Below are 26057 nucleotides of genomic sequence, written 5' to 3' on the forward strand. Positions count from 1 at the left end.
AGGCTTCCCATACTTATTTGACTACTTCCAAACTACTATTACTGTAAAAAATGTTAGAAAATCCAAACACTATAACTATTTCTTTATTTACAGCTTTACTCCTATTGTAATGCAATAATTCATCTTTATACAATCAATACAGTAAACAGTATCTATTATCCTTATGCTCTAAACTTATTTGGGAATACAAAACAACGGATAGCCAAAACTTTCATTTTCTTAACAGTATTACCGGTATAAGCTTCTTGGGCTTATACACGGTACTCCTTAAAAATAAAACTTTTGTCTTAAGCATTTTAAGGGGTTTATAATAAAAAAAGCCTGCTATTGTTTTTTGGGACAGCAAAAAACAGGTATAGCCTAACGAATTCTAATCCATCCCTGTTTCTACGATTGCTTAACTGCCGGTACGCTCCCTGCGAAAAAGGCAGTGGAAATAATTCCTAAGACTATAGAAAACCCGTCAAGGCCTGGCCTCCGGTTTTCAGGATTAATAAGGTTTCTACTTCCTTGAAAATCTTATGGATTTTACCACGTCGCAGACACTCCTGATTTTTCCTGAAAAGTCTTGACAGAACTTCCTTGTTTTATTGTGCTACGCACCTAAGAAGCAAACAAACACCCCTTAAAATTTACAATTCATTCTATTTCAAATAAGGGGCATTAATAATCTTTTAAAACTTTTAATTATGAGTAATCTACGCAACAAAGTACAGTTAATCGGAAATGTGGGAAGCACTCCCGAAATCACCAATCTGAACACCTCCAAAAAAGTAGCGCATTTGAGTATCGCTACCAATGACTATTACTACAATAAAAAAGGAGAATCGGTTCAGGATACGCAATGGCATAATCTTGTGGCATGGAACAAAAATGCCGAACTCATCGAAAACTATGTGCCAAAGGGTAAAGAAATTGCCATCGAGGGAAAACTTATCTCCAGATCTTACGAGGATAAAGAAGGGAATAAACGTTATGTGACCGAAATCTTAGTGAGTGAAATTCTACTCTTAGGTAGTAAGGAATAATACTACCAAAAACAACAAGGACGGAACCCCTTCGCGTCCTTGTTTCTTTGAGATCTCCCAAACCTAAAGCTTAGGGCTATAAATTTAAATATTTACCACCTAAAAGAGGTGTTAGCTTTTAAAATTAACACCTCTTTAATAGGCTTATGGAATACGCCTATAAATACTTTTAACCCTTTCAATTATGACTACCAAAGTAAACGAAATAAAACTATGCTATAAAGATCGAATCTCCATTGCGAAATCACCGAAAATTACCTGCTCCCAGGATGCAGCTAATCTTTACTATAAAAATTGGGATAAAAACGAAATTCAACTCCATGAATCCTTTAAAGTAATGCTGCTCAATAATTCTAATATTGTGAAAGGGATTTGCCAGATATCCGCCGGTGGAATTACCGCAACCTTAGTTGATCTCCGAATTATGTTTGCCCTGGTTCTGAAAAGCTTAGCGACCGCAATTATTATTTGCCATAACCACCCCTCCGGGAAATTACAGGCTAGTCAGGCCGATAAGAACTTAACCGCCAAAATTCAAAAGGCCTGCGATTTTCTGGATATTAAACTCCTCGATCATATCATTATCACTGAGGGCGGTAACTATCTCAGCTTTGCCGATGAAAGAATTTTATAATACTTAATTACTTATATACATAAAAGGGAGCTCGGTTGAGCTCCCTTTTTGTATCATTCCGGTTTTGTAGGCTAATACAAATTAACGAAATAATGATTAGGTGATACAAAACTACGGTTTCCTATATAGTTTTAGCCATGATCTCTTCAGGATTCACCGATGTCTGTGAAGCCCTATAAATACTAGTGTCTATTTGTCATGTTGACGATCTGTGAACTTTAAAATTGAATTCATTTTGTAAGCTTCCCTTAAAACCGAACTGTTTAAAAGTATTGTAACCTTAGCTTTTGGTTCAGTGATTTTACAACTCAGCACTCTTTAAAAATGTCCCACAAAATAAAAAGTACCTCAAAACGAATTCATTCTATTGATATCCTTCGTGGCCCGGTTATTTTACTAATGATAGTAGACCACGTTCGAGAACGTTTCTTTTATCACCATCAGGTAACAGATCCCATGGATATTCAACATACAGATCCCTCTTTATTCTTTACTCGGTTAAGTGCTCATTTTTGTGCACCTATATTTGTATTTCTAACCGGGCTCTCTGCATATTTATACCAAAATCCGATTCAGAAACCAAAACGTGATCTTCAGTCTTTTTTATTGAAACGGGGCTTATTCTTGATTGTTTTAGAAATCACACTTATAAATTTTTCATGGTTCGGAAACTATCAAAATTTATACCTTCAGGTTATTTGGGCCATTGGTCTAAGCATGATCACATTGGCTTTAGTAATTAAATTACCAAAAAATTTAATAGGTGGTTTAGGTCTGGTGATTATTTTTGTACATAATCTCTTAGCCTCTATAAACTTCCAGCCCAATGAGATAGCCTTCCCGTTATGGACTATACTACATGATCGTGGGTACCTTCTCCAATCTGATATCTTAAATATTAAAGTTTCTTATCCAGTACTACCATGGATAGGAGTTATTTTTATAGGCTACTACGCTGGGGTACTGTATACGAATACAAAATTTACTAAAATCCGACATAGATATCTTCTAGCCAGCGCCTTTACATCCTTAACAATTCTAGGCTTACTACGTGGTTTCAATCTCTACGGAGAAACTAACCACTGGCAAATTCATTCCTCGCCAATAGAAAGCATAATGTCTTTCATTAATTTTACAAAGTACCCTCCATCCCTGGATTTTTTATTGTTAACGCTCGGCATAGGTTGTTTTCTCCTCTATTTCATTGAGCGTTTTGAGCAACCATGGATGCTCGTATTAAAAACTTTTGGTAGTGTCCCTATGTTTATATACGTATGCCATTTATATATACTACTTATCGCTTATCAAATATTAACACAACATTAGGTGCTAATCAAGGTGCATACTTTGGTGTAGATCATATTGCATATGTATGGCTTATAGCCATTGCATTGAGTATGTTGCTTTACTGGCCGGCTAAAAAATTTGGCACATTTAAAAAAAGATCTACGAATCGAATTTTAAAATTCTTTTAGTAAAGAGGATCGGGATACTTACTAATATTCTATTACTAATTCTTTCTATTTTTGCTGAAATTTATAAGCTATGAATTGGATACTTTTAATTATTGCCGGCTTGTTTGAAATGCTTTTTGCTATATGTCTGGGTAAGGCAAATCATACTCAAGGAATAATCTCTAAACTTTGGTTTGGCGGGTTTTTAATCTGCCTATTTCTAAGCATGACTTTGCTTGTAAAAGTAACAAAGGTACTTCCTATTGGTACAGCTTATGCAGTTTGGACTGGAATTGGTGCGGCCGGTACCGTGCTTTTAGGAATATTTGTTTTTAAAGAACCTGCAACATTTTGGCGATTGTTTTTTATTACCACATTTATTGGCTCTATCATTGGTTTAAAATTAGTTTCCCATTGAAAATGTAAGTCAACAAAAAACCAGCATTCTTTATCTCGCTAATCGAGTGCTTATGCTCTAAATTAACTATTCTGAAATACCGGCGCAGGAAATAACCAGCATAATAACAGAATACTTAAAAGCGCTACAAATGTGATGATAATAAGAAATTTAAATCGTCTCAAAATGTATAATTTTAATGCTTATTTTATTCTCTTTTCTAATAATCTTTGGTGTACATTTCTTCTTAACATGGCCAGATTTTCAACAATCTTGAGATAACGCATACGATGCTTTTCTATTAGTTGAATATGAAGATCCCCGTATTCATTATTCCCATATTCTAATTCCTTCTGAAGTTCCTGTTCAAACTTGCAAAACCCAGCTGTACATAAAATTACATCTCTACGCAATGCCTGTAAGGTACCGGCCAATTTTAGATTGTTTATCATCTGCTTTTCTAGTTTAATAAGATCTCCTAATTCTACATTTATATCTTCAAGAAGGCGTCCCCACATGGCGATTTCTCTTAAATCCTTTTTAATACAGAGTTCTCTATAGGAATATACGTGTTCAAAAAAATTGATATTCAATACTTATCTTAAATATGTTACACACAAAAGCATAAAGACAAAGCCCATACCGATATAGTAGCTGAACTAATTAAGCTTTTATAGAAAACTGATTTACAGTATTATACTTCAAATATTATTTCAGAAAAAAACAATAAATTTGGGTATAATTGAACCGCTGAGTAAAAACACCCCGGCATAATTTTAAGGATAAAAATAGTAGCAAACTGATAATGAATCGACTAGAGTTTGATTTTAAACTTTATATAAAATCATATTGAATATTGCTCAATTATAGCTGTAAAAGCCATAGAAATTTAGATAATGAATAAAGAGTTTACAGTAGAAGATCGCCTAAAGGAAAGAGTTAAAGAATTAACCTGCCTTTATAGCATATCTAGTGCGTTGCGAAAACATCAAGAAGATGTGCAGGCCACACTAAAAGAGATATGTGAAATTACCAAAAACGCATGGAGATATCCTGAAGCTGCCATAGTTCATCTAAAATATACCAGCTTTGATATAAAAATAGGCGATATCCCTTCTGCTTATATTTTTCAGGAAGGTAAGCTATCAGACCATCAGGAAAACATTGGAAACATTAGGGTTTATTATGATTCGGCTTATTTCGATACTACCGATTTCTTAGAGGAAGAGCAACAATTATTAGATCAAATTTCAATAGAAATTAGCGACTTTTTTGAGCGTGAAAGTGTAAAGCAGCGAGAAGAATTATTACGCCGAAAAGAGGAACATAATGATAGGCTGGCAATACTTGGTGAAATCACTGCCGGAATAGCGCACGAGTTAAATACTCCTTTGGGCAATATTCTTGGTTTTGCTGAACTTATCCACGCTGATAATAATGATGAACAGACTAAAAATGATTTGGACAAGATCATTAAAGCCAGCATATATTCTAGAGAGATCGTAAAGAAATTGATGTTTTTTGCCTGTGAAATGCCACACCAAAAACAAGCTCAACAAATAAAACCTATTATAGAACAGGCGCTTTCGCTTTTAGGACCAAACCTTAAAAAGGCAGGAATTAGCTGCCAGTTTACAATTGATGAAGAAAATCTAGTTATTCCACTTGATATTATACAATTTACTCAGATAATTTTTAATCTGGTTATTAATGCTATTTACGTCTCTCCTCCTAAATCTTATATAGAAATTTTGGTTAGCCATACTAAAGAAACAATGCTTATGGAAGTAAAAGATCAGGGGCCAGGGATTCCAAAATCTCTTCGAAAAAAAGTCTTTCATCCTTTTTATAGTACAAAACCACTGGGCGATGGTTCAGGCTTAGGATTAAGTGTGGTGCACGGGATTGTAAAGGCACATCAGGGCGAAATTAAAATTGTAGACAATATTCCTACCGGAAGTAATTTTCAAATTTCATTACCACTATAAGCTTAAAAAATGACATATAAAAAGGCCAATATTCTAATTGTTGATGACGATTTTGATATGTTAGAATTGCTACAAAGGCAACTCCACGATCAAAACTTTCATGCCTATAAGGCTTCCAATGTATTAGAAGCTATAAATATTCTAAAATATAGTCGTATCGATCTACTAATTACAGATTTGCAAATGCCACAGGTAGGTGGGATTGCATTAATAAAATATGTATCAGATCACTATCCTAAATTACCAACATTGGTCATTACCGGTTTCCCTTCTATAGATGGTGCTTTAGAAGCGATGAAATCTGGAGCTTTAGATTATCTTATTAAACCATTTACCAAAGAAGAATTAAAAAATGCCGTAGCAAAGGCTTTACCCCAAAACTTACAGGAAGCTACACGTGATTCGTTGGCTAATAATAGTATTTCTTATGCTGGGATCATTGGTAACTCTGAACCAATGCAAAAGCTTATCGATCTTATAGAACGGGTTAAAGACAATAAAGCAACGGTACTTATACAAGGTGAAAGCGGCACGGGAAAAGAGCTTATCGCCAGGGCGATTCATTACAAGGGCAGATTTGCTGCACAAGCTTTTATCGCCGTGAATTGTGGCGGTATTCCTGAAGATCTACTGGAAGCTGAATTATTTGGTTACACCAAAGGTTCGTTTACCGGAGCTTTAGAAAATAGGCAGGGATTTTTTCAGGCGGCAGATAAAGGCACAATTTTCCTAGATGAAATTGGTAATGCCCCAATGAAAGTTCAAACCAGGCTGCTAAGAGTCCTTCAGGAAAAAGAAGTACAGCGAATTGGAGAGCAGAATGCTGCGAAAATAGATATACGCATTATAGCCGCGACGAATAGTGATCTTTATAAAATGGTTAAGATCGGGAAGTTTCGGGAAGATCTTTATTACCGTTTAAATGTTGTAAATATAAGTACACCGCCACTGCGTTCACACAAAGATGATATTGTATATCTGGCAAATAATTTTTTACGAAAATACTGTTCAGAATATGGGAAACGGGCTACACTTAGTGACAAAGCATTAGAATTATTACAAAATTACGACTGGCCAGGCAATGTGAGAGAATTAGAAAATATCATTCAACGTGCCCTCATTTTAAGCGATGATGAAATTACTTCGGAACAGCTTCCAGAACATTTTAAATATCATATTAGTTCTAACGATACTACTTTTAAATCTTTAGCTGAAGTTGAAAAAGAATATATCCTGAGGGTTTTAGCCTATACAGATCAAAACAAAACACAGGCAGCTGAAATTCTTAACATAGATCGCAAAACACTTCGAAATAAACTAAAATAGCAAGCGGTACATAATTCCCCAGCAGGGGTAAAATGCCCGGTAATTTTTAATAAATAAAAATTATAAAAACCTCAACTTCAACACTATAAAAACTTAAAATAAAAAATTCCTTTTTTGGGTACAGCATTTGACTTTTAGGTATAGACGAACCTCAATAATTATGAAAACTAATCGTACCAAAAATAAGTCAGCTTCAAAAAGTTCTTTAGGCAGCCTCTTACCCCAGGAGATGCTTAAGGGACTTTGCTTTAATTGCGATCATCAAAAGAATTGTTCGTGGCAAAACCACAGAAAGTTGTTTTGTGAACATTTTAAGTAAACTACCTTGAGGCATTCGTTGTAAACAAATTTTAAATTTTAAGACAAGTCTTGGGGTATAATGCCCTTTGGCGGTGCCAATACATCTTATGAAAAAGGAAAAAACAAAAAAACAATCTATGCACGCTACGGTAATGAGCCAGTTTAATAAAACGGCAGACCGTATGGAGTTAAATACTAATATTAGAAAGATCCTTTCAATCTCCAATAGCGAAATTATAGTACACTTCCCCGTAAAAATGGACGACGGCAGTGTAGAAGTCTTTACCGGTTATCGGGTGCAACATAATAATGCCCTGGGACCATACAAAGGTGGTTTACGGTATCACGATACCGTAGATATAGATGCTGCAAGAGCTTTGGCTATGTGGATGACCTGGAAAACTTCTCTTGCAGGCCTGCCATTTGGTGGCGCTAAAGGAGGAATAGAAATAGATCCAAGAAAATATTCTATTGGAGAATTAGAACGTATTACTCGTAGATTTACTTATGCCCTTGGAGAAAATATAGGGCCAGAGCATGATATTCCCGCTCCAGATATTAATACAAACGCACAAACCATGGCCTGGATTGCAGATACCTATATGTCTACCATTCCAACTTCAGAGCGTTCTCATAACCGTCATATCGTTACAGGAAAACCTCTAGGAGTAGGCGGATTAGAAGGTAGGGATCGTGCTACCGGATTTAGCGTATTCCTTTCAGCAAAACTTTACCTAGAAAGCAAAGGTGAAACTTTAGATGGAAAAACTTTTATTGTGCAGGGATTTGGTAATGTAGGTTATTGGGCGTCACATTTTATGCTAAAAGAAGGTGCGCGCTTGTTAGCTGTACAAGACGCTCATGCAACTTTATATAAAAAAGAAGGTATCGATGTAGAAGCATTAGCAATACATTCTAACCCAAGAAAAGGCTCTATTGCAGATTATCCAGTTGCGGTTGCTATACCACCCGAAGATTTCTTTGGTTTAGAGTGTGATTTAATTATTCCGGCAGCATTGGGAAATCAAATTACCGCTACTGTTGCTGAAAAAATAAAAGCTCCGTTAATCTTAGAAGGTGCTAACGGACCAACAGATAGTGAAGGTGAAGCTATTTTGCTAAGAAATAATGTTACTATTATTCCCGATATATATTGTAATTCAGGCGGAGTTATTTCCAGCTATTTTGAATGGTTACAAAATCGAAATGGCGAATTATGGGATCTAGAAGAAAGTATGGGAAAACTGGAGAAAAAACTTTCAGAAAACTTTAAACGTATACAGCGTGAAGTAGAAGAAAAAAATATCGATTGGAGAACCGCAGCATATATGCTAGCCATATCTAGAATTGAAACGGCTTATCAACAACGCGGAATTTTCCCTTAGTTATTAATGCTGAAAAATGAAATCCTGCAATTAGAATTTTAAAGCTGTATTATGAAATATGAACCTGAAAATAATGATGAAAGTACTATCGCTGTCATTGAAAAACATGCATACGACTGGCTTGTGAATCTTGAAATTATAGATTTTGAGCTTCTTTTTTATAAATCTTATTTACAGGAGTATGATAGAACAAAAACACCAGTTAAAAAAAACACGCTAAATTCGCTAATCTTAAATATTAGTGAGCAAATAGAACAGAATAAATTTCATTTGCGTACCTGTTTGTTTTACAAGAATAGAGTTTCAAAAATCAGGGAATGTGATGATCTGGCTTGTGAACAGATTTATCTAGACGCACATTCCCTTTTTAAGAATCGGCTTCAGGATCACTTTAAACAAATTAGTCTCCTTAAGCACCAGATAATTTCTAAAACCATAGCTTTTTCAGCATTAAACATTGATGAATTAAGGAAATTCAACAATCTCAGAGATAATTAAACCCTAAATAAGGGCTTAAAAATCATTAACTCATTTACAATTGCGTCGAACTGTTTGTTTGGATGTTTTTTCCTACGCCGGGTACCTATTGAATGAAGTTATAAGACTTTTAGTCTTGAACTCAAGGTACTCGGCTTAACAATTTTTAGACTTAAGTATCATAGTTATATTGACATTGCAGAATGAGATTAGGCTAAAAATATTACAATAATAATGGGTACAAATGCACCCCAACATAACTGTCCCCACTATAATATTACCGCTAGTAAGTACAACATAAAATTTTAAGACTCTTAGCTTTCTCAAAATTTCTGTAGCGAAACGACTAGGTTAACCTAAGTTTTCAAACCCCAAGTTTTAAAAACTTAAGTAAACAATAGTTTGCTAAATTAACATTGAAAACAATACCCAGTTATAGGTATGTTTCCGGTATATTCGATCGTATCAATCCCATCTTAAATTCTAAAAAAAAGCAGGTATTTCTACCTGCTCTTCACTCAACAATATAACTAAAGAAGAATCATTTTAATGATCATCTTCAGCAAAACCAGTATCTCTATACCCTGCAACGATATAAGGACTATCAGGGTCATTCGCCAGTTGTATTTGAAACGATAGACTATCAACAATTGTTCTACTTCCTGAAGCTTCAGTTCCATTAGGAATAATTAATCCTTCTGTAATCGTGGCCACTCCTTCTTCATCGTAAAGATTTGCTGCATCCGTAGTTGAAAAAATTAAATTTTCAACATCACCGGTAGCTTTTACCTTCAGAGGAAATAAATTTCCATTATCATCAACAAAAATAGTGTTATCATTATCAGCAGTATTATAAGTTGAAAGCAAATAGTATCCTGATAGGAGCTCTCCACTCATTGAGTACTTTGAGACATACCACTCTCCACTTAATTCTTTTGTATTCGTTTGACCGGTATCATAGTCTGCATATCCATCATTCTCACAGGAAAATAGGAAGCAGGAAAGTAATACCACCAGTATTGTATTATATCTTATATTCATTTCTCTTAATTTTAAATTTACTTAAGGAGTTACTTTATCAAGCCTTAATCCAGATAAACTAAAACTTTGAGAAGCTAGTGTTGCTCCCCAGTTCATTGTCGTCTTACCTGCTGAAATTGAAGGGGCATCAACAGTCCAAACACCGAAGGCATTTGATCCTCCAGGAGAACTGATATTATCTCCATTCACCGTAATCGTCGACGGTACAGCATAATTGGGGCCATAATTTACCCCGTATTCATAGTGTCCCACTAGGACATCAGTAATATCGAAAACGTTCGGATCATCAGTCGAAGTAATCAGTACCGGAAATTCAGAACCATTACCTGAAGATCCATACCAGAAGCCGGCAATACTACCATTGTTTTCATAAACATATATGGTTCGATCCACTGTGGCCGCAAAACCATCTTCATTCTCCACACTATAAGATAGAGAATACATCCCCGGAATAGCAGTATCTACATTTCCATTCGTTTCATATTCCACACTCTCCCCCTGAATAATAGCCTCAATACCAGGATCATCAAAACTTGTTCCTTGTTCTACCAAAACTGTTGCATCACCTAGTAAATTTAATTCTGGATAATAGGTTACCTCTGAGGTTATTGGGTCTTCCGGGCTACAACTATTAAAAAGTGTTGCCGTAGCCATAAAGAATAATATATATTTTATTTTATTCATTTTATCTTGTTTTAATTAGTCCTGATTCCACCAAACTTCCTGTAAAAGATTTGGCTTCTGTGTCAAATTACTATTTCTCTGAACTTCATTATCTGGATAATATATACTTGAGGGAATCTGACCGCCCGGTAGTACAGAAGCCAAAGAATAGATTCGCCTTCCTTCTTCGTAAGCTGGATCCTGAGCATCTACTAAAAGTGGATATCCCGTTCTTCTGGTTTCTATCCACGCCTCAATATTATTTACATTGGCAAGACCAGCCCATTTTTGATTCATAATCGTTTCTAACTGATCTTCTAATTCGGCTGTTGCATCAAAAGCATAAGCTCCATCGGCATTGATCAGATCCATAGCATCTGCAGTGGATAAGCCATATAATTCAAAAGACCTCATCACTCCTTCCTCATATTTTTCCTGCGCCTGCTCACTGCTGCCATATCTTGCATAAGCTTCTGCCTGAAGGAAAGAACTCTCCGGTAAACTCATAAGGTATACTGGAGTGGTTGGCTGGATATCAGGACGGGCAAATTCCTGTGCCTGATAACCTCCATAAGGTTCCGCCAGTATACCGATTCCCTGTTCAATACCAATATATTCGCCTTCCGTATTTGGTTTAAAAACTGCTTCTAATCGTGGATCATCGTTTCTTGCATAAAATTCAAGCAAGGAATTACTTGCTACGTCATTCACATCTCCTAATTCCTGGATCTGAACTTCATAATATGGGTTTCTTTTCGAGGTAGCATCTGTGAAGGCCGTAAATGATACATTTTCACTTAAAAAATTCCCTTCATTTAATAATGAAGTCACAGCCGCACTGTTGGCTTGACTGGTATTCGACATTCTTAAATATAATTTTAACTTTAAGGTATTCGCAAATTGTACCCAGTTATCCATGTCTGCCGTAAAAATTAAATCCTGCTGCCCGACATCGCTATTCATAGGACTTTCTTCATAAGCCGCCAATGCTTCATCGATCTTACTTAATAAGTCAAGATAAATCTCCTCTCCTGGATCTGTAGATGGAGAAATATTATCACTCCCCTGGAAAGCTTCACTATATGGTACATCACCAAAAACATCTACAAGATATTGCATGGTGTAGGCCTTTAAACAAGTGGCGATAAGATAAGTTCCCGTATCTCCCTGTTCATTAGATTCATTGAGCACGAATTCTAGATCATTGAGTGCGCCAGCATAAAGCTCTGTCCACAATCTATTAGCATAGTCGGTATCCAAATTATATTGATCGATAGCTTCATACTGACCTGCACTAGGCGCTTGGGTGTAAAACTGCGCATACATTCCTCCTAGATTGAAAAACTCACCACCCATAATCGTTGTGATTGATCCCTGAGCTGCTGATAATGCAAGCCCCTTATTGATTTCCTGGGGGGTGTTAGGATCGGTATTTATATCTAAATCATCACTACAGGACGTAAGCGCGAGTAATGAAATAAAAAGTAAGTTTATTAATTTCTTCATAATTATAATATCTAAATTAGAATCTTGTTTTTACACTAAATCCTAAGCTTCTTGTACTTGGATTAGCACTAAATTCTCCGAATTGACTGGATAAATCCGTACCAAAAGTGGAAATTTCAGGATCGATAAACTGATTACTCTCTGGAGTCCATAAGAATAAATTTCTTCCGATTATGGAAAGTGAAAGATTATCTAAAAAAGTCTTATCCATAATTTTTCCTGGTATACTGTAGCTCAATACCACTTCTCGAAGTTTCAAAAATGATTTATCGATCACCGTATTTCTGCTTAAGGCAGTGGCACTATAGTAATCGTCGATATTTGCTCTGGAAACTGCAGTAGTGTTTTCTACATAAGTTATACTGCCATCATCGGCTACGGATTGCTGAACAGAATTAGGCACAATAAAAGGTTGCCTGTCATTATACATCGTAGTTACTGAATTTCCTACAAACCGGGTAATATCCGCTGTACGACTGTACATTAATCCTCCTTCACGTAGATCAAATGTGAAGTTTAAAGATAAATTCTTATATGAAAATTCATTAGTAAAACCTAGTGTATAATCATACTGTGTATCGCCGTATATTTCTTTAGTACTTGCCGCGATTGGAATACCGTTGGAGTCTACTACGATTTGTCCTTCATCATTAGTCTGTGGCACAGACCCTTCGATCAGGGCTAAAGGCATGCCTTCCAGAGCTACCAGCGATGTTGTACTTAAACCTCCTAAAGAAACCTGGGTTAAACGCTCATCTAGTTTTTCTAATCTTGAATCGTTCGTAGCAAAATTAAAAGCCATATTCCAATTAAATCCTTTAGAGTTTCTGAAAACCGCTAATTTTAAAAGAGCTTCGATTCCTTCGTTACTAATTTCTCCCAAATTTGCTGTTTGGCTTGTGTAACCTGTTGTTGCCGCTAGAGGTAAGGATAATATTTGATTTTCTACACGGGCATTATAATAAGTGAAATCAAGGGCGATTCTGCTTTTGAAAAATTCAAGATCTAAACCTACCTCAAATTCCTTTCTTCGTTCCGGTTTCAAATTTGGATTCGCAGCACGATTTCCTACCTCATATGCATTAACACCTCCTAGAGGGAAATTCAGACTACCAAATCCCTGGTTATCCGCACTTCCTGCTACATATACCGGATTAATCTGGTATGGATCAGTATCTACACCAACTTCACCGTAGCCTGCTCTTAGCTTACCATAATTAAGGACATCGCTTATACCATCGAAGGTTTTTGTAAATAACCAGCTCGCATTTACCCCTCCGTAAAGTACAGATCTATTTTCCTCCGGAAGCGTAGAATACCAGTCATTTCTAATATTTCCAGTTAAATACAACTGGTCCTTAAAACTAAATGTAGTATTATTATAAAGCCCATAAAGTCTTCGCTCGCTTTCAGATGAACTCGCTTGTGGATTTTCTCCGGAATTACTTAAACTGTAAAAACCAAATAGATCCTGACTTCCTACAGAAGCCGCAAGGGATCTTGAAGTCCTGATATTGTAATTGAATCCGAAAGTAGATTGAATTCCTAAGTATTCATTTACCTCAGCATTTAAATCATAAAGAATATCATGGTTTAATTGCTTTACCATTCTCGTACTTTCAGAATAGGAACCAGGTTGAACAGTAGAAGCCCCAGCGTTTGGAGATCCCGGTTCAGGATCTACAATAGCCGTCCAAAACTGAGTATTATCCGTATATTGATCCAAACCAAATCTATAAGTTACTTTTGACCAGTCTGTCAGATCATAAGAGGCCTCTAAAGCACCATAAACACGTTCCTTTTCATAATTCGATCCGTCCTCATTTAAGGTGAAATATGGATTGGTGATACCGTAGGGTGTATAATAATTTGATATATTATTGAATTTATTATTATAGTCCTTAAATTCTGTAATGTTCAAATCATTAGGAATTTGTAATAGGTTATTTAATACCGTCAAGCCTTGACCGGTAGCAACAGAAGCACCTTCCGTATTTACATAATTTAAATTACCGGAAATTTTTAATTTTCCCATTTTACTTTGGGCGCTTAAACCAATAGTATTACGATCATAACTATCAGCATCTGTTGGGTATATCCCATCTTGTTGTAAATTGGAATAAGATAAACGTACCGTAGAATTTTCATTACCTCCGGAAACCGCAATATTATTTTGGAAGAAGGTCCCTGTATCAAAGAAATTCTCTAATTGATCCTCCTGAAATAAGTATGGCTTCAGACGTTGCGAATTATCCACAACATTTCCCCATACTCGAGGAGTTCCATCAAACCTTGGCCCCCAAGAACCATTCTCATTTAAACGATGAGTAAAATCCCATCCTTGCCCATAAGTTGATTGATAATTAGGTGTTCTGGAAATTCTTGTAAAGAATGAGGTACTGCCCAACTCAACACTTAGCTTACCGGACTGACCACTTTTGGTCGTAATAATAATTACACCATTAGCAGCTCTTGAACCATATAAAGAAGTGGCAGATGCCCCCTTTAAAATTGTCATGCTTTTGATATTATCCGGGTTGATATCCTGTGAACCACGACCAAAGTCATATCCCCCTCCTAGACTGCTAGAAAATGCAGATCCATTATTGATCGGCACTCCATCAACTACATACAGAGGCTGATTTGAACCTCCCATGGTACTAATACCACGAATAATTACTCCGGAAGAAGCTCCAGGATCTGTTGAAGCCGCAGAAATATTAACCCCCGCTACTTTCCCTTTAAGAGCATCGGCAATATTGGATTGTGCACCCCTGGTTATTTCCTCTGCATTTACAGTGGTGGTAGCAGAACCTAAAGAAGCTTTTTCTCTTTCAATACCAACAGCAGTGACCACAACTTCATCAAGTTGTGCCGTGTTTTGCTCTAATGTGGCATCGATAGTTGTGGCTTGTTGAACGGTGATCTCTGCAGTAATCATTCCCACGAATGAAAATACTAACACATCACCTTCCGATGCTTTGATAGAATACTCTCCATCAAAATCTGTTTGAACCCCATTATTGGTTCCTTTCACAATAACATTAACCCCAGGCAATGGCATGCCATCGGTGTCAGAGACCGTCCCGGTAATGGTGTTGTTTTGTGCAAATGTTGAGATGCTTGTTAGCAAAAAGAGTAACAAGCACCCTAAATTGTAGTGAATTCTCATAAATTTTTACTTCGTTAAAAATTAGGACGGCTAATCTAACAGTAAAAAAGTAGCGAATTTGCAATATGATTCCAGTGGTAAAATATCTGATACCAACAACAACATTTATGAATCCTTTTGTAAATATTAAATTTTCTTTGACATATAAAATTCTTTAAATTTTAATAAATACTTTATTTTTGACGTTGTTTTTTATCAAATATTCAAACAAGCAATGTATCTATAGTCGACCAAAAATTACAATTCGAAATTTTACACAAAAGAAATCATCTTAATTATCGTTATTCATAATTCATCAATCATTGAATAATCACCTCTAACATCTCATCACCTTTATGCAACCATTTGTTTTTCAACATAAGGATCTGGATTCGCATCCATTATTTATCAATTTATCTTTAATTCAATATGTAAATACCGTTGAAAAGGATTTATTGATCGGATCCGGAAAGGCATTTATATGCTTTACTTATGGAAATTTCAGCAAAATTACCTCGCAAGGATCTAAACCTGAAATTGGACCTGTAGAAGTCCAGCCTGTAGAAAATTTTTATCACTTGGGTTCTTCAAATCACTCCAAACTCATTGCTATCGGTATAAAACCAGATCTCCTATATAATATTGTCGAATTGCCGGAAAATATGCCTCCGGAAAATTTATTTCCGCTACTTCCTCCTGCTCTTCAAGAACTTTTTCTACAATTAAGAAACCGTCTTTCAAATGTGATTGATATTAAAGAGGCGGAAAAAATAATAATTAAGAATTTATCTCCATTTATTCATCAATGGTCAGCACCAACACCCCTTACTCCAATTATTAACATGATTTTTGAAAAAGAAGGCAAAACAACAATACAGGAAATCCTCAACCACTTCCCTGTATCAAAAAGTAGCCTTCATTCATATTTTAAGCGATATATAGGTTTGCCACCTAATTTTTATATCCGCTTGATACGCTTCAATTTTTTTCTTCGTAGCATTCTTAGAAATTCTTACAGCATTCAGGAGGCAATCTATCAAAATAAGTATTTTGATTATTCACACCTTAAAAAAGATTTTGCTCGGTTCACTGGGATCACCCCTAAAGAACTCAATCAGATTAAGAATAAAAGTCTGATCGAAGTTTTTGAAAAAATAAATTATCGAATTAGTTAATATACATTAAACTTAAAAGAAATTCTGAGAAAAATACTGACTATAGAAAATGAATTTATTTACAGTATTTTTCTTAGTGATCTATCTACTTTTGTAATCGAACACGCTATTTACATCGAAATAACGAACGCAAAATGAAGGACTATGAAGATATTAATTGTAGATGAAAACTCTGGTAAGAGATCAGAAATATGTAATCTACTCCATAATAAAACAGAAAAATTTAAAGTGTTTGATGCTGAAGACTTTAACTCCGCAATCGATATCGCTGAAACGAAGGAACCTGATCTATTTTTTCTTAACATGGATACTGATTTCAGTGCTACCTCTCAGTTTATCTATCAAATAAGAAATAAACCGAAAAAGTCGATCTTTATTTTATATTCGAAGGAATCTAAGAACGCTGTACATGCATTTGATTACGGCGCGCAGGATTTTTTAATCGAATCCTTCAACAAGCAACGTTTCTATAAAAGCATCGATAAAGTGATGTTGATCAAAGAATACCTAAAACTCGGTGATCAGGTTATGGGAAATTTGCAGTTCAATTCGCAAGTACCCATCCTTTTAAGATCTTTACCAGTTAAACTGGGAAATAAAACCATGTTCATTAAAGTAAACAACATTAAATATATTATAGCAGACCGTTATTACGCGGAAATCTATACTAAAGATAAAAAGCATGTCATTAGAGAATCACTAACAAAGCTATTTCATTTACTTCAAGAAGATTACTTTTTTAGAATTCATCGATCTTATATTATCAATATTAATTTTCTGCAGGAGATTATACATTCTGAGAAATCAGAGCTGGATGTTCGCATGGAAGATGGAAAATTATTTCATGTAAGCAGATCACATCGTAAATCCTTTACTGAAAAGCTAGCAATCTAAAACGCCAATCCTTCCAATATCAATAAAAAAAAAGCCTGTGTTTCCACAGGCTTTTTTTTTTAGGCTAAATCAAATAACTTTAATAAGAAAAAAATATATGCTACCTTTTTTTACCAAATTATTTTAATCAAAGATACAGTAGATTAAGCCTCATTTTTTTGATATGATTCGAATAGCCCCGGAAATGATTTGAATGGTACTTTGATGTTTTTTAGGATCTAAATCCCGTAAAAAGAAGTTTAATCATGTAAAAAAATTCAACAGTTCTCAGATATAACTACTGCTGTAGTTAGAATGAAATATAGTTTAGTGCTCATTCACTAAGAGATCATGGCTTCATTCCTCACTCGCAACCTCCTCGTCTATGGGAGAAGCATAAATTTGCGCTTTTAGAACATCGATATCTCGCTCCATTAAGGTGAAACTACTGTAAATATCGCTGATTCCTAACTTCTTAGCTGTTTGATCCAACATTAAGAAAAAGGGATTGCCTTCTGAATCTGTCTCGCGTGAAAAGAAACTTTCATACATCGATTCATTTTTAAAGTAATCAATTCCTTTCTTACAGTGATCTAACGAACGAAAAACCCCTAGTCCCTGAAATAAAAAATCACCATGATCGCTTTTATATTCAAATCGAAAAAAACCATCTTCCTGCTTATAAATTTTGAAATACATAACATAGGCATTTTACTTATTATGCTTTACTTTGACAATTACAGTAGCTTTAATGTAAATTTGTTTCACTACGATAAAATTGAGTACTCCAGAAATAAATAAAAAATTATAATTATCACTACCAATATCATCACCGAAATAAACACAACAAAATTAATTTTCGGCCCCTTCATAATCATTATTTCTCATTAAGATAAGTGATAAACAAACAGACCGAAATAGCAAATCTATATTTAACTCATATTTAAAAAGAAATTTTATTTTATCGATAATTTATACATTTAACCGAAGATTTTTCAATTTTCGATCCCTAATTGAGTTTTAATTTTAATACTAACGGAAAAACAACAATACAATGGTGCTGACTAGCCTTCCCTAAATTTTTATTTTTAAAAAACTTAAAAAGTGTCAATGCATGGCTATACTGTTGGACTAACAAATTCTACGACACTGTATATAAAGGATTCCATAAATCTTGCCAGAGAATTCTTTGTTTTTATTTATAACTCATCTTTTATTCGATGAAGCTTATCATTAAGCCTAGCGTTCAACATGGGAGGTATAATTATAATATTAACCTACAATTTTCAGCGTTACAATGTTGATGCTTCTGCCAAAATAAATCAAGCACACATTCATGATTTATTGAGTGAATATAAACGACGCTCCCCTTCCAGACGTACTCCATACTTCATTAATAGTAAAATACAAGAATCAAGAAGCTAAAAAAATCATTACATATCACCACTAGCACTAATTTTCCCTCACAAGAAGATCTGACACCAAAAAGTTTACTGGATAATTTTATATTTAAAACCTTATATTCTTAAATATTTCTGTACATTAAATTTTCGTAATTCATCTATCGAGCAAATTAATGTTATCCTATGAGATCCCCCTTATACCAGTTGATCCAAAATTCGGAAGCCTGTTTTGATTTTGTACAAGACCATGGCTATGATGGGATCATTCTTTTAAATTCCATGACTAATGAAATTTGGGCCAATGCCAGACTTGCTGATGTACTTGGCTATAAAGAGGATATTCCTCCTGCTATCCTCAATAGGATCAATAAAACTCATCTGGAGAAAAAACATCAGGATATTGATATTTTATCAAAATCAGGAAGGTCCATTGCTTTTAAGGTATCCACTTTTCAGCAGGATACATTTCAAATCCTTGGATTACAGCAGAAAACAAAAAATACCGATCAAATTGATCAAAGAATACTTGCCATCCGAAGTCTCCTAACCAGTGCTAAACTTGCATTTTGGGAATGGAATATTCAAACCGGGGAGGTATACTTAAGTCCGTTTTGGGCTCAAGAGTTAGGATACCGCATGGAAGAATTGCAACCTTTTTCGGTATCAACCTGGAGTGAATTAGCACATCCTGATGATGCAAAAAAATGTGAACGTCTATTACAGGAACATTTTGATGGCCACAGCCTGATTTATGAAAGCGAAGCTCGAATGCGACACCGGAATGGAAGGTTGATCTGGGTATATGACCAGGGGAAAGTGGTTAGCTGGAAGGATGATCAACCAGAATGGATGATCGGTTTTCATCAACAAATATCGGAAAGAAAAAATCAGGAAGAAGTCCTTAAAACCTTTATACGACAATTCCCCGCTGCCGTGGCGATGACCAATAAATCACTGGATATACTTTCCTATACTCAAGAATGGTTGGAAGAATTTCATGCTGGTCAGGAGCTTAGCGTTAGTAAGATCGCCGAGTCTATTCCCCATATTCCAGCTATTACTGAAGGAATAGAGAGGATCATCAATAATGAGATACCGATCTTCGAAGAAATCATTAGAGAAGAGAACTCTTTCCAGGATAACTGGCGGGAATGGAAGATCACCCCATGGTACGATCAACAACATATTGGTGGAGTGATCATTCAGGTGTCTAACCTTAATAAACTCAAAAAACTGGAACTTGAAAAATTACAGTATTTTCAATATATGGCTATGATTTGTGCCAACTTACCTGTAGCCATGATCGCCTGTGATACCCGGGGACGACTCACTTTGTATAATGACACCGCCAGAGAATGGTTTCACCTAAATGAATCGGCAGAGATTGGGGAACCGCAATTTATCGACCATATTCAATTAAATGAATTGTCCGGAGATCAAATTTTTACCGATCATCCTTTACGAAAATTATTACGTAATGAAGAACTGAAAAATCGACAGTTCACCATTCAAAATGATCAATACAAAAGAACACTTAAAGCGGATGGAATACAGTTATTTAACGAATTAGGTGAGATCATCGGAGTAGCTATGACACTTTACGACATGAGTGATAGTATTGCGACAGAAAATCAGCTACGTCTTAGCGAACAGACCTTTAAAAACAGTTTTAAAAAAGCGCCGATAGGAATGGCTCTTGTTGATCTTGATGGATCATGGATGCGCGTGAATTCTAAAATATGTAAAATTCTAGGATACTCGAAGGAGGAACTTTTAAAAACAAATTTCCAACAAATCACACATCCTGACGACCTGGATAGTGACCTTTATTTATTGAACGAAGTTAAGCTTGGAAAAAGAAAAAGTTATGAGCTCGAAAAAAGATATATTCATAAAACCGGCAAAATAGTTAGTGTTATACTATCCGTTTCCGTAGTACGTGATCCTCAGAAAAATCCGCTATTTTATATTTCTCAATTAACAGATATTAGCTCTTTAAAAGCCTCCTCGGAAGCTCTAAAAAATGTTTTGGAAATCACCCAAAAACAAAATGATCGCCTTCATAATTTCGCCCATATCGTCTCGCATAATCTGCGCTCACACACCGGAAATATTAGTATGCTGCTTGACTTACTCCTAAGTCAGTATGATCAGCTTCGCCAGGAAGAAATTCCTCAAATGCTACTCACGGCCTCTAAACAATTAAATGAAACCATCTCTCATCTTAATGAAGTCGCCACACTACACGACACTAACGAAGACGAATTGGAATCCTTGGGACTTTCAAGTGTTATTGAGAAGGAACTGCATAATATTAACGCATATATCAAAGAAACAAAGATAAAAATTGAAAATAAAGTTGCTCCCGATGTTAAGGTCCTTGTAATTCCAGCCTATTTAGAAAGTATTATATTTAACTTTGTAACTAATGCGATTAAATATCGATCCTTAGATAGGGCACCAAAATTAAGCTTTCGATCGAAGTATATTAATAGTTTCGTGATGTTGGAAATCCAAGATAATGGACTGGGAATAGATTTAGAAAAGCATGGTCACAAACTATTTGGTATGTATAAAACCTTCCATAAGCATAAAGAAGCAAGAGGAATTGGATTATTTATCACCAAAAATCAAATTGAAGCTATGGGTGGAAAAATCGAAGTCGAGAGCACACCAAACATTGGGACCACTTTTAAGATATTTTTGAAACATGCCTAAAACATTTCATACGTATATCATTGACGATGATCCCGTCTTTATTTTTGGGTTGAAGTTTCTTCTGAATATGGAAAATTTTGCGCAGCAAATCAAAACTTTCCCTAATGGAGAAGAAGCCATCGCAGAACTACAAAAAACTAAAAAATTGCCGGAAATTATTTTCTTAGATCTTAATATGCCGGTAATGGATGGCTGGGAGTTTCTTGATTGGTTTGTTCTTCAGGAAAAGCTGGCTCCAATCGCCATCTACGTGACCTCCTCCTCTATTGATCCCCGTGATTTAGATAGGGTCAAAAAATATGGCTCTAAAATTAGAGGATATCATCATAAGCCCTTACGTAAGGAACAAATCGATAATATAAGAAAGCAAGTAGAAGAATAACGTAAATTTTTTAGACCATTTTAACTATATAGTTCTAGACCCCATGATCAGCCAGTTGTAATCTCACCCAATCAATATTACATTGGCTTTTAAAGTCAAACCATGCCTCCCGATAAGCCGATTGCTCCACTTGATATTTAAAGTGTCGAAATGGTCCGGGTCTTCTCAAAGTTTCTTCTAAAGAAGATCGAAAATTCAAAGAATCTACTTTTTTTGCTACAAAATCTTCCATCACCTGAAATGATTGAAAAGAACTCATTTGTTCTATTTGAATATAATGCTCCTGATCCCCTGCAACCTTATCAATGATATCTTGCCAGGGGTTGGACTCACCATAAAACAAATCAATGTCTTTTGGGTAATATTCCACTAAAGCTTGCTCAGTATGTAAAAAGCATATATGCCCGCAATCAATTAATTCCGCTATCTCTTTAATGATATCATCATCGTAGTTCATACCAAAATCTAAAATATTCTGTTCCAAAGCCTAACAGGTTCTACCACTAAGATAAGTAAAATATAAATCGGATTAGCTACGACTTCCAGTTTGTTGGTCTTTTTAATCTTAAATTTCAATCTCCACGGATAGATAGTCCGAAAAGCTTATTCAACCTTTACAGACTTATAGCTTTACTCTCGGAAGATTCAATAATATCAGTCTCAATGATAAATGGGCAATGTCCAATCGATTCTTTGATTGCCTGTCATTTTAATCTAAAACCAATAACTTTTTCCAAATAATTTTAAAAATCAGATAAACAATAAAGGATCAGTAGACAACCTCATATTGCAATAACATAGCTATAATCAGATATCAATCAAAGCTTATAAAAAACACGCATAAGTTATAATTTAAGCGATTTTAAATGCTAAATCGACACATTCAAAAATCATATTAGCTTTTTCAATTTAAAATAACCTGAAACCTTTTTTTATTAGAAAGGACTTTAAACGTTTATTGGATTTTATAGTTTTTTCTAAGAGAATGATGGCCAAGATCAAGACAACTAAACCAATCATGATAAATAATACTTCTACCGAACTGATTTCTTTCATATTATGTTATACTGAAAATAGAAAAAGAGAGCAATTGGGGCTACTCTCCTTTTAGAAACTAAATAACTAACCAACTCTATTTCAATCCGCAATTTTAGCCTAATTTAGTTTAATCATAATTATATAAAATTAAACAAATCATAATTGACAACTAATTAACTATTGTTCAAATTATTATTGCTGCGGAAAATTCTGTATTAACTTTGAGATCTGGCTTTCCTGAATACAAAAAATAGTAGGGATACTACCCTAACAAAAGGGTTCTATGATAAATTTATATAGATCGTAAACAATCGCTTTCCATAATGAATGCTATCGCTGATCAAATTAAATTGCGAAAAAATAATCTCATTATCGTCTGAAATATTGATTATTTAAGAATTGATTCATTCTATATATTTCCATTACCATAGAGCACTGAGTTTCTTAACACCTGATTATAAATATCTAAAAACCCTAAATATTATTTATAACGTCTTCATCCCCATTGCTCCTCCTAAATCGATCTCACTTTTCATTTAGTTTCCCTTCCGGCTATGGTACTGTTTCTTCCTAACCGGTTTTTAATTCACTCCAGTTGCCCCTTAGCCTTCTTTTTTTGGGTTGCAAAACACCAATATTTTGAAGTTGAACCGGACTGCATAAGCCGCTCCCCTACTCGCTTTTATAAGTCCTTATCAATCCAAAATATTGAAAACGTGTAAGCATCAAAAAAAGATAACAGCTATACGGCACTATGGGAAGTAAATCAAAACAGTTCAATATGAAATCAACAGCTACATATCTATTCGGAAGGGAAACTAAAAAATCAAAAAAAGGCTTGCCTGCCGCGGCAGGAAAAACGCTTCCGGATATAATAAGTAAATCATTTTTTCAAACAAGTTCAATTTATGTGTAACCGTCTGCCTCCGGGTAGACCTCTAAATCTTTTTATTATGAGTACTATTAGAAACAAAGTTCAGTTAATCGGAAATGTGGGAAACACTCCCGAAATTACTAATCTTGACACCTCCAAAAAAGTGGCGCGTTTAAGTCTTGCTACTAATGACTATTACCGAAACCAAAAAGGGGAATCCGTTCAGGATACTCAATGGCATAATCTTGTTGCTTGGAATAAACAGGCCGAGATTATCGAAAACTATGTGCCGAAAGGAAAGGAAATTGCCATCGAAGGCAAACTGATTTCCAGATCTTACGAAGATAAGGAAGGGAATAAACGTTATGTGACCGAAATCTTAGTGAGTGAAATTCTACTACTAGGTAGTAAGGATTAATACAAGCCTTAGAAAAACAAGGGCGGAACCCCTTCGCGCCCTTGTTGCTTTTTGAGATCGTCCTAAACCTAAAGCTTAGGGCTGTAAATTTAATCAATATCATTAAAAAAGGGGTGTTCTTATTGCGCGAAAACACCCCCTTTATTTAACCTTAATCTATTAATTATGTTTTCTAAAGTTAACGAAATAAAACTATGCTACAAAGACCGGATAACAATTTCTAATTGTCCCAAAATTACCTGCTCCCAGGATGCAGCGAATCTTTACTATACCAATTGGGACAAAAACGAAATTCAATTGCAGGAATCTTTTAAAGTGATGTTGCTCAATAATTCTAATATCGTTAAAGGGATTTGCCAGATCTCGACCGGTGGAATTACCGCAACCTTAGTGGATATGCGAATTATGTTTGCCCTAATTCTAAAAAGTCTTTCTACCGCAATAATTGTTTGCCATAACCACCCCTCAGGAAAACTACAAGCCAGCGAAGTCGATAAAAAACTGACCTCCAAAATTCAAAAGGCTTGTGATTTTCTGGATATTAAACTCCTCGATCATATCATTATCACTGAGGGCGGAAACTATCTCAGCTTTGCCGATGAAGGAATTTTATAATACTTAATTACTTATATTAATAAAAGGGAGCTTGGTTTAGCTCCCTTTTTGTATTATTCCGGTTTTGTAGGCTAATACAAATTAACGAAATAATGATTAGGTGTTACAAAACTACAGTTTCTTATATAGTTTTAACCATAATCTCTTCAGAATTGTAAACATTTAAACATTCTTTAAATCGCATTTTTATACTTCCTTGATAATGCCTGTCTAATTTTATTTTTAAATTTTTTAGACTTCATCAACTCCCTATACTCAAAATTTTGTAAATTAATACTTTAGAAACCTATACCGGTTTTTAATTATAGTTATCCTATTTATTGACTTTCGCTGATAACTATTCTTTACGAACATTTTTTTAACCTTATCGGGAGATAATGCTTTAGGGCTATGCTCTTTTTTTGGAGACCTCCAAAAAAAGGAATAGCAAGAGGGTGACACGCAAAGCGATGTCACAGGCCTTTTTTATTACTTAAAATACTGGTTTTCAATAACTTAAAAACAATCAAAACATTGACCATCAGTGCCTTTTACTGTAAATCCCTTCAAATCCCCCGTAAACAGGCAATTTTTTACAGTAAATATGGAAAGTCAATATCAAAAATACCGGTTTTCAGCCATCAATATTAAAAAGGCAGTCGCGGATCGATTTCGGAAATTCTCCCATGAACTTTCCCTATCCAATACCGATACCCTGGAAGCAATGCTCAACTTTTTTTCCTACAATAATCTCCTCCCCTCCGATGACCTGGGAATTAAAAGCGATACTACCCGAAAGCGAATTAATGCCCTGATCGCCATTGTCCGAAATATCGAAAAACAACAAACCCTGCCTACCAAAGCTATGCTCGATACCTTATCCCAGGAAATCACCCAGGTCCAACAAGATGAGGAGGAAGAGGATTTTTTTGAGGGCTTTAATGATGGGGGTAGTGAGGGGGGTAGCGAGAAGAGTAATGAGAAGGATGGTGAGAAGGGGATTTTTAATCCTGATTCGGGGAATAACAAAGAATTAACCCGTGATGAACAGCTCCTCTATTACCAAAACCGTTATACCGAAATGCAACAGGAACTTAGTCACTATAAAAACCTGTTTCTGCAATTATCGGGGCAGCTGCGCTATACTAAAAATACCTTTGGTAAAGACTTCTATAAACTTGAAATCTCCCCCGAGGAATTTGAAAAACTTCGAAATAACTTCTAAAATTCTA

22 protein-coding genes are annotated in these 26057 nt (G+C 35.2%); 15 read left to right on the top strand and 7 right to left on the bottom strand.

Features of this window, described 5'->3' with window-relative positions; all coding sequences use genetic code 11:
* Positions 1–689 precede the first annotated feature (689 nt).
* The 4 genes from INR75_RS18550 (at position 690) to INR75_RS18565 (ending at position 3534) form a co-directional block, all read left to right on the top strand.
* Positions 690–1028, top strand: a complete 339-nt coding sequence (locus INR75_RS18550; RefSeq protein ID WP_223089988.1) for a single-stranded DNA-binding protein — start codon at positions 690–692, stop codon at positions 1026–1028.
* Positions 1029–1212: 184 nt separating this feature from the next.
* Entirely contained in the window at positions 1213–1662 is a 450-nt protein-coding gene (locus tag INR75_RS18555; RefSeq protein ID WP_223089989.1) for a RadC family protein, read from the top strand.
* A gap of 324 nt (positions 1663–1986) precedes the next feature.
* Positions 1987–2988 (top strand): DUF1624 domain-containing protein, encoded by a 1002-nt coding sequence (locus INR75_RS18560; protein WP_223089990.1) that lies wholly within the window; start codon positions 1987–1989, stop codon positions 2986–2988.
* Between the two features lie 219 nt (positions 2989–3207).
* Entirely contained in the window at positions 3208–3534 is a 327-nt protein-coding gene (locus tag INR75_RS18565; protein WP_223089991.1) for a multidrug efflux SMR transporter, read from the top strand.
* Between the two features lie 182 nt (positions 3535–3716).
* On the opposite strand, the gene INR75_RS18570 is transcribed toward INR75_RS18565, so the two are convergent.
* Positions 3717–4031, bottom strand: coding sequence for a hypothetical protein (locus tag INR75_RS18570; protein ID WP_223089992.1), 315 nt, complete (start codon positions 4029–4031; stop codon positions 3717–3719).
* 378 nt (positions 4032–4409) lie between these two features.
* On the opposite strand from INR75_RS18570, the gene INR75_RS18575 reads away from it, so the two are divergent.
* From INR75_RS18575 to INR75_RS18590, 4 genes are all read left to right on the top strand, one after another.
* A complete protein-coding gene (locus tag INR75_RS18575; protein WP_223089993.1) occupies positions 4410–5501 on the top strand; it encodes a sensor histidine kinase in 1092 nt (363 codons plus the stop codon).
* Between the two features lie 9 nt (positions 5502–5510).
* Positions 5511–6827 carry a sigma-54 dependent transcriptional regulator gene (locus INR75_RS18580; RefSeq protein WP_223089994.1) on the top strand — a complete coding sequence of 439 codons (1317 nt, stop codon included), beginning with the start codon at positions 5511–5513 and terminating at the stop codon, positions 6825–6827.
* A gap of 407 nt (positions 6828–7234) precedes the next feature.
* The gene (locus INR75_RS18585) at positions 7235–8512 is read left to right on the top strand and encodes a Glu/Leu/Phe/Val dehydrogenase (RefSeq protein WP_223089995.1); all 1278 of its coding nucleotides are present in this window, start codon (positions 7235–7237) and stop codon (positions 8510–8512) included.
* A gap of 51 nt (positions 8513–8563) precedes the next feature.
* Positions 8564–9010 (top strand): hypothetical protein, encoded by a 447-nt coding sequence (locus INR75_RS18590; RefSeq protein ID WP_223089996.1) that lies wholly within the window; start codon positions 8564–8566, stop codon positions 9008–9010.
* A gap of 525 nt (positions 9011–9535) precedes the next feature.
* Here the strand turns inward: INR75_RS18590 and INR75_RS18595 are convergent.
* From INR75_RS18595 to INR75_RS18610, 4 genes are read right to left on the bottom strand one after another with little or no spacing between them, the layout of a single operon-like run.
* Complete coding sequence (locus INR75_RS18595; protein ID WP_223089997.1) at positions 9536–10030, bottom strand: lipid-binding protein; 495 nt, start codon at positions 10028–10030, stop codon at positions 9536–9538.
* A gap of 21 nt (positions 10031–10051) precedes the next feature.
* Positions 10052–10714, bottom strand: coding sequence for an immunoglobulin-like domain-containing protein (locus INR75_RS18600; RefSeq protein ID WP_223089998.1), 663 nt, complete (start codon positions 10712–10714; stop codon positions 10052–10054).
* 15 nt (positions 10715–10729) lie between these two features.
* Positions 10730–12199 carry a SusD/RagB family nutrient-binding outer membrane lipoprotein gene (locus INR75_RS18605; RefSeq protein WP_223089999.1) on the bottom strand — a complete coding sequence of 490 codons (1470 nt, stop codon included), beginning with the start codon at positions 12197–12199 and terminating at the stop codon, positions 10730–10732.
* 16 nt (positions 12200–12215) lie between these two features.
* A complete protein-coding gene (locus INR75_RS18610) occupies positions 12216–15371 on the bottom strand; it encodes a SusC/RagA family TonB-linked outer membrane protein (RefSeq protein WP_223090000.1) in 3156 nt (1051 codons plus the stop codon).
* 335 nt (positions 15372–15706) lie between these two features.
* On the opposite strand from INR75_RS18610, the gene INR75_RS18615 reads away from it, so the two are divergent.
* Both INR75_RS18615 and INR75_RS18620 read left to right on the top strand, forming a co-directional pair.
* Complete coding sequence (locus INR75_RS18615) at positions 15707–16525, top strand: helix-turn-helix domain-containing protein (RefSeq protein ID WP_223090001.1); 819 nt, start codon at positions 15707–15709, stop codon at positions 16523–16525.
* A gap of 144 nt (positions 16526–16669) precedes the next feature.
* Positions 16670–17419 (top strand): LytTR family DNA-binding domain-containing protein, encoded by a 750-nt coding sequence (locus tag INR75_RS18620; protein WP_223090002.1) that lies wholly within the window; start codon positions 16670–16672, stop codon positions 17417–17419.
* A gap of 336 nt (positions 17420–17755) precedes the next feature.
* Here the strand turns inward: INR75_RS18620 and INR75_RS18625 are convergent, their stop codons facing one another.
* Complete coding sequence (locus tag INR75_RS18625) at positions 17756–18097, bottom strand: hypothetical protein (RefSeq protein ID WP_223090003.1); 342 nt, start codon at positions 18095–18097, stop codon at positions 17756–17758.
* An 887-nt stretch (positions 18098–18984) separates the two neighbouring features.
* Here INR75_RS18625 and INR75_RS18630 point away from each other — a divergent pair.
* Positions 18985–21519 carry a PAS domain S-box protein gene (locus INR75_RS18630; RefSeq protein ID WP_223090004.1) on the top strand — a complete coding sequence of 845 codons (2535 nt, stop codon included), beginning with the start codon at positions 18985–18987 and terminating at the stop codon, positions 21517–21519.
* Positions 21512–21901, top strand: a complete 390-nt coding sequence (locus INR75_RS18635) for a response regulator (RefSeq protein WP_223090005.1) — start codon at positions 21512–21514, stop codon at positions 21899–21901. The genes INR75_RS18630 and INR75_RS18635 overlap by 8 nt, the downstream gene beginning before the upstream one ends.
* A 34-nt stretch (positions 21902–21935) precedes the next feature.
* On the opposite strand, the gene INR75_RS18640 is transcribed toward INR75_RS18635, so the two are convergent.
* Positions 21936–22385: a UPF0158 family protein gene (locus INR75_RS18640; RefSeq protein ID WP_223090006.1), complete on the bottom strand. Its 450-nt coding sequence runs from the start codon at positions 22383–22385 to the stop codon at positions 21936–21938.
* A 1507-nt stretch (positions 22386–23892) separates the two neighbouring features.
* Here INR75_RS18640 and INR75_RS18645 point away from each other — a divergent pair.
* The 3 genes from INR75_RS18645 to INR75_RS18655 all read left to right on the top strand — a co-directional run bounded on the left by INR75_RS18645 (position 23893) and on the right by INR75_RS18655 (position 26050).
* Positions 23893–24231: a single-stranded DNA-binding protein gene (locus tag INR75_RS18645; RefSeq protein WP_223090007.1), complete on the top strand. Its 339-nt coding sequence runs from the start codon at positions 23893–23895 to the stop codon at positions 24229–24231.
* Between the two features lie 165 nt (positions 24232–24396).
* Positions 24397–24846, top strand: a complete 450-nt coding sequence (locus tag INR75_RS18650) for a RadC family protein (RefSeq protein WP_223090008.1) — start codon at positions 24397–24399, stop codon at positions 24844–24846.
* Between the two features lie 583 nt (positions 24847–25429).
* Positions 25430–26050, top strand: coding sequence for a BfmA/BtgA family mobilization protein (locus tag INR75_RS18655; protein WP_255584590.1), 621 nt, complete (start codon positions 25430–25432; stop codon positions 26048–26050).
* Positions 26051–26057 lie beyond the last annotated feature (7 nt).

It is taken from the genome of Zunongwangia sp. SCSIO 43204 (assembly GCF_019904275.1).
Lineage (GTDB): Bacteria > Bacteroidota > Bacteroidia > Flavobacteriales > Flavobacteriaceae > Zunongwangia > Zunongwangia mangrovi.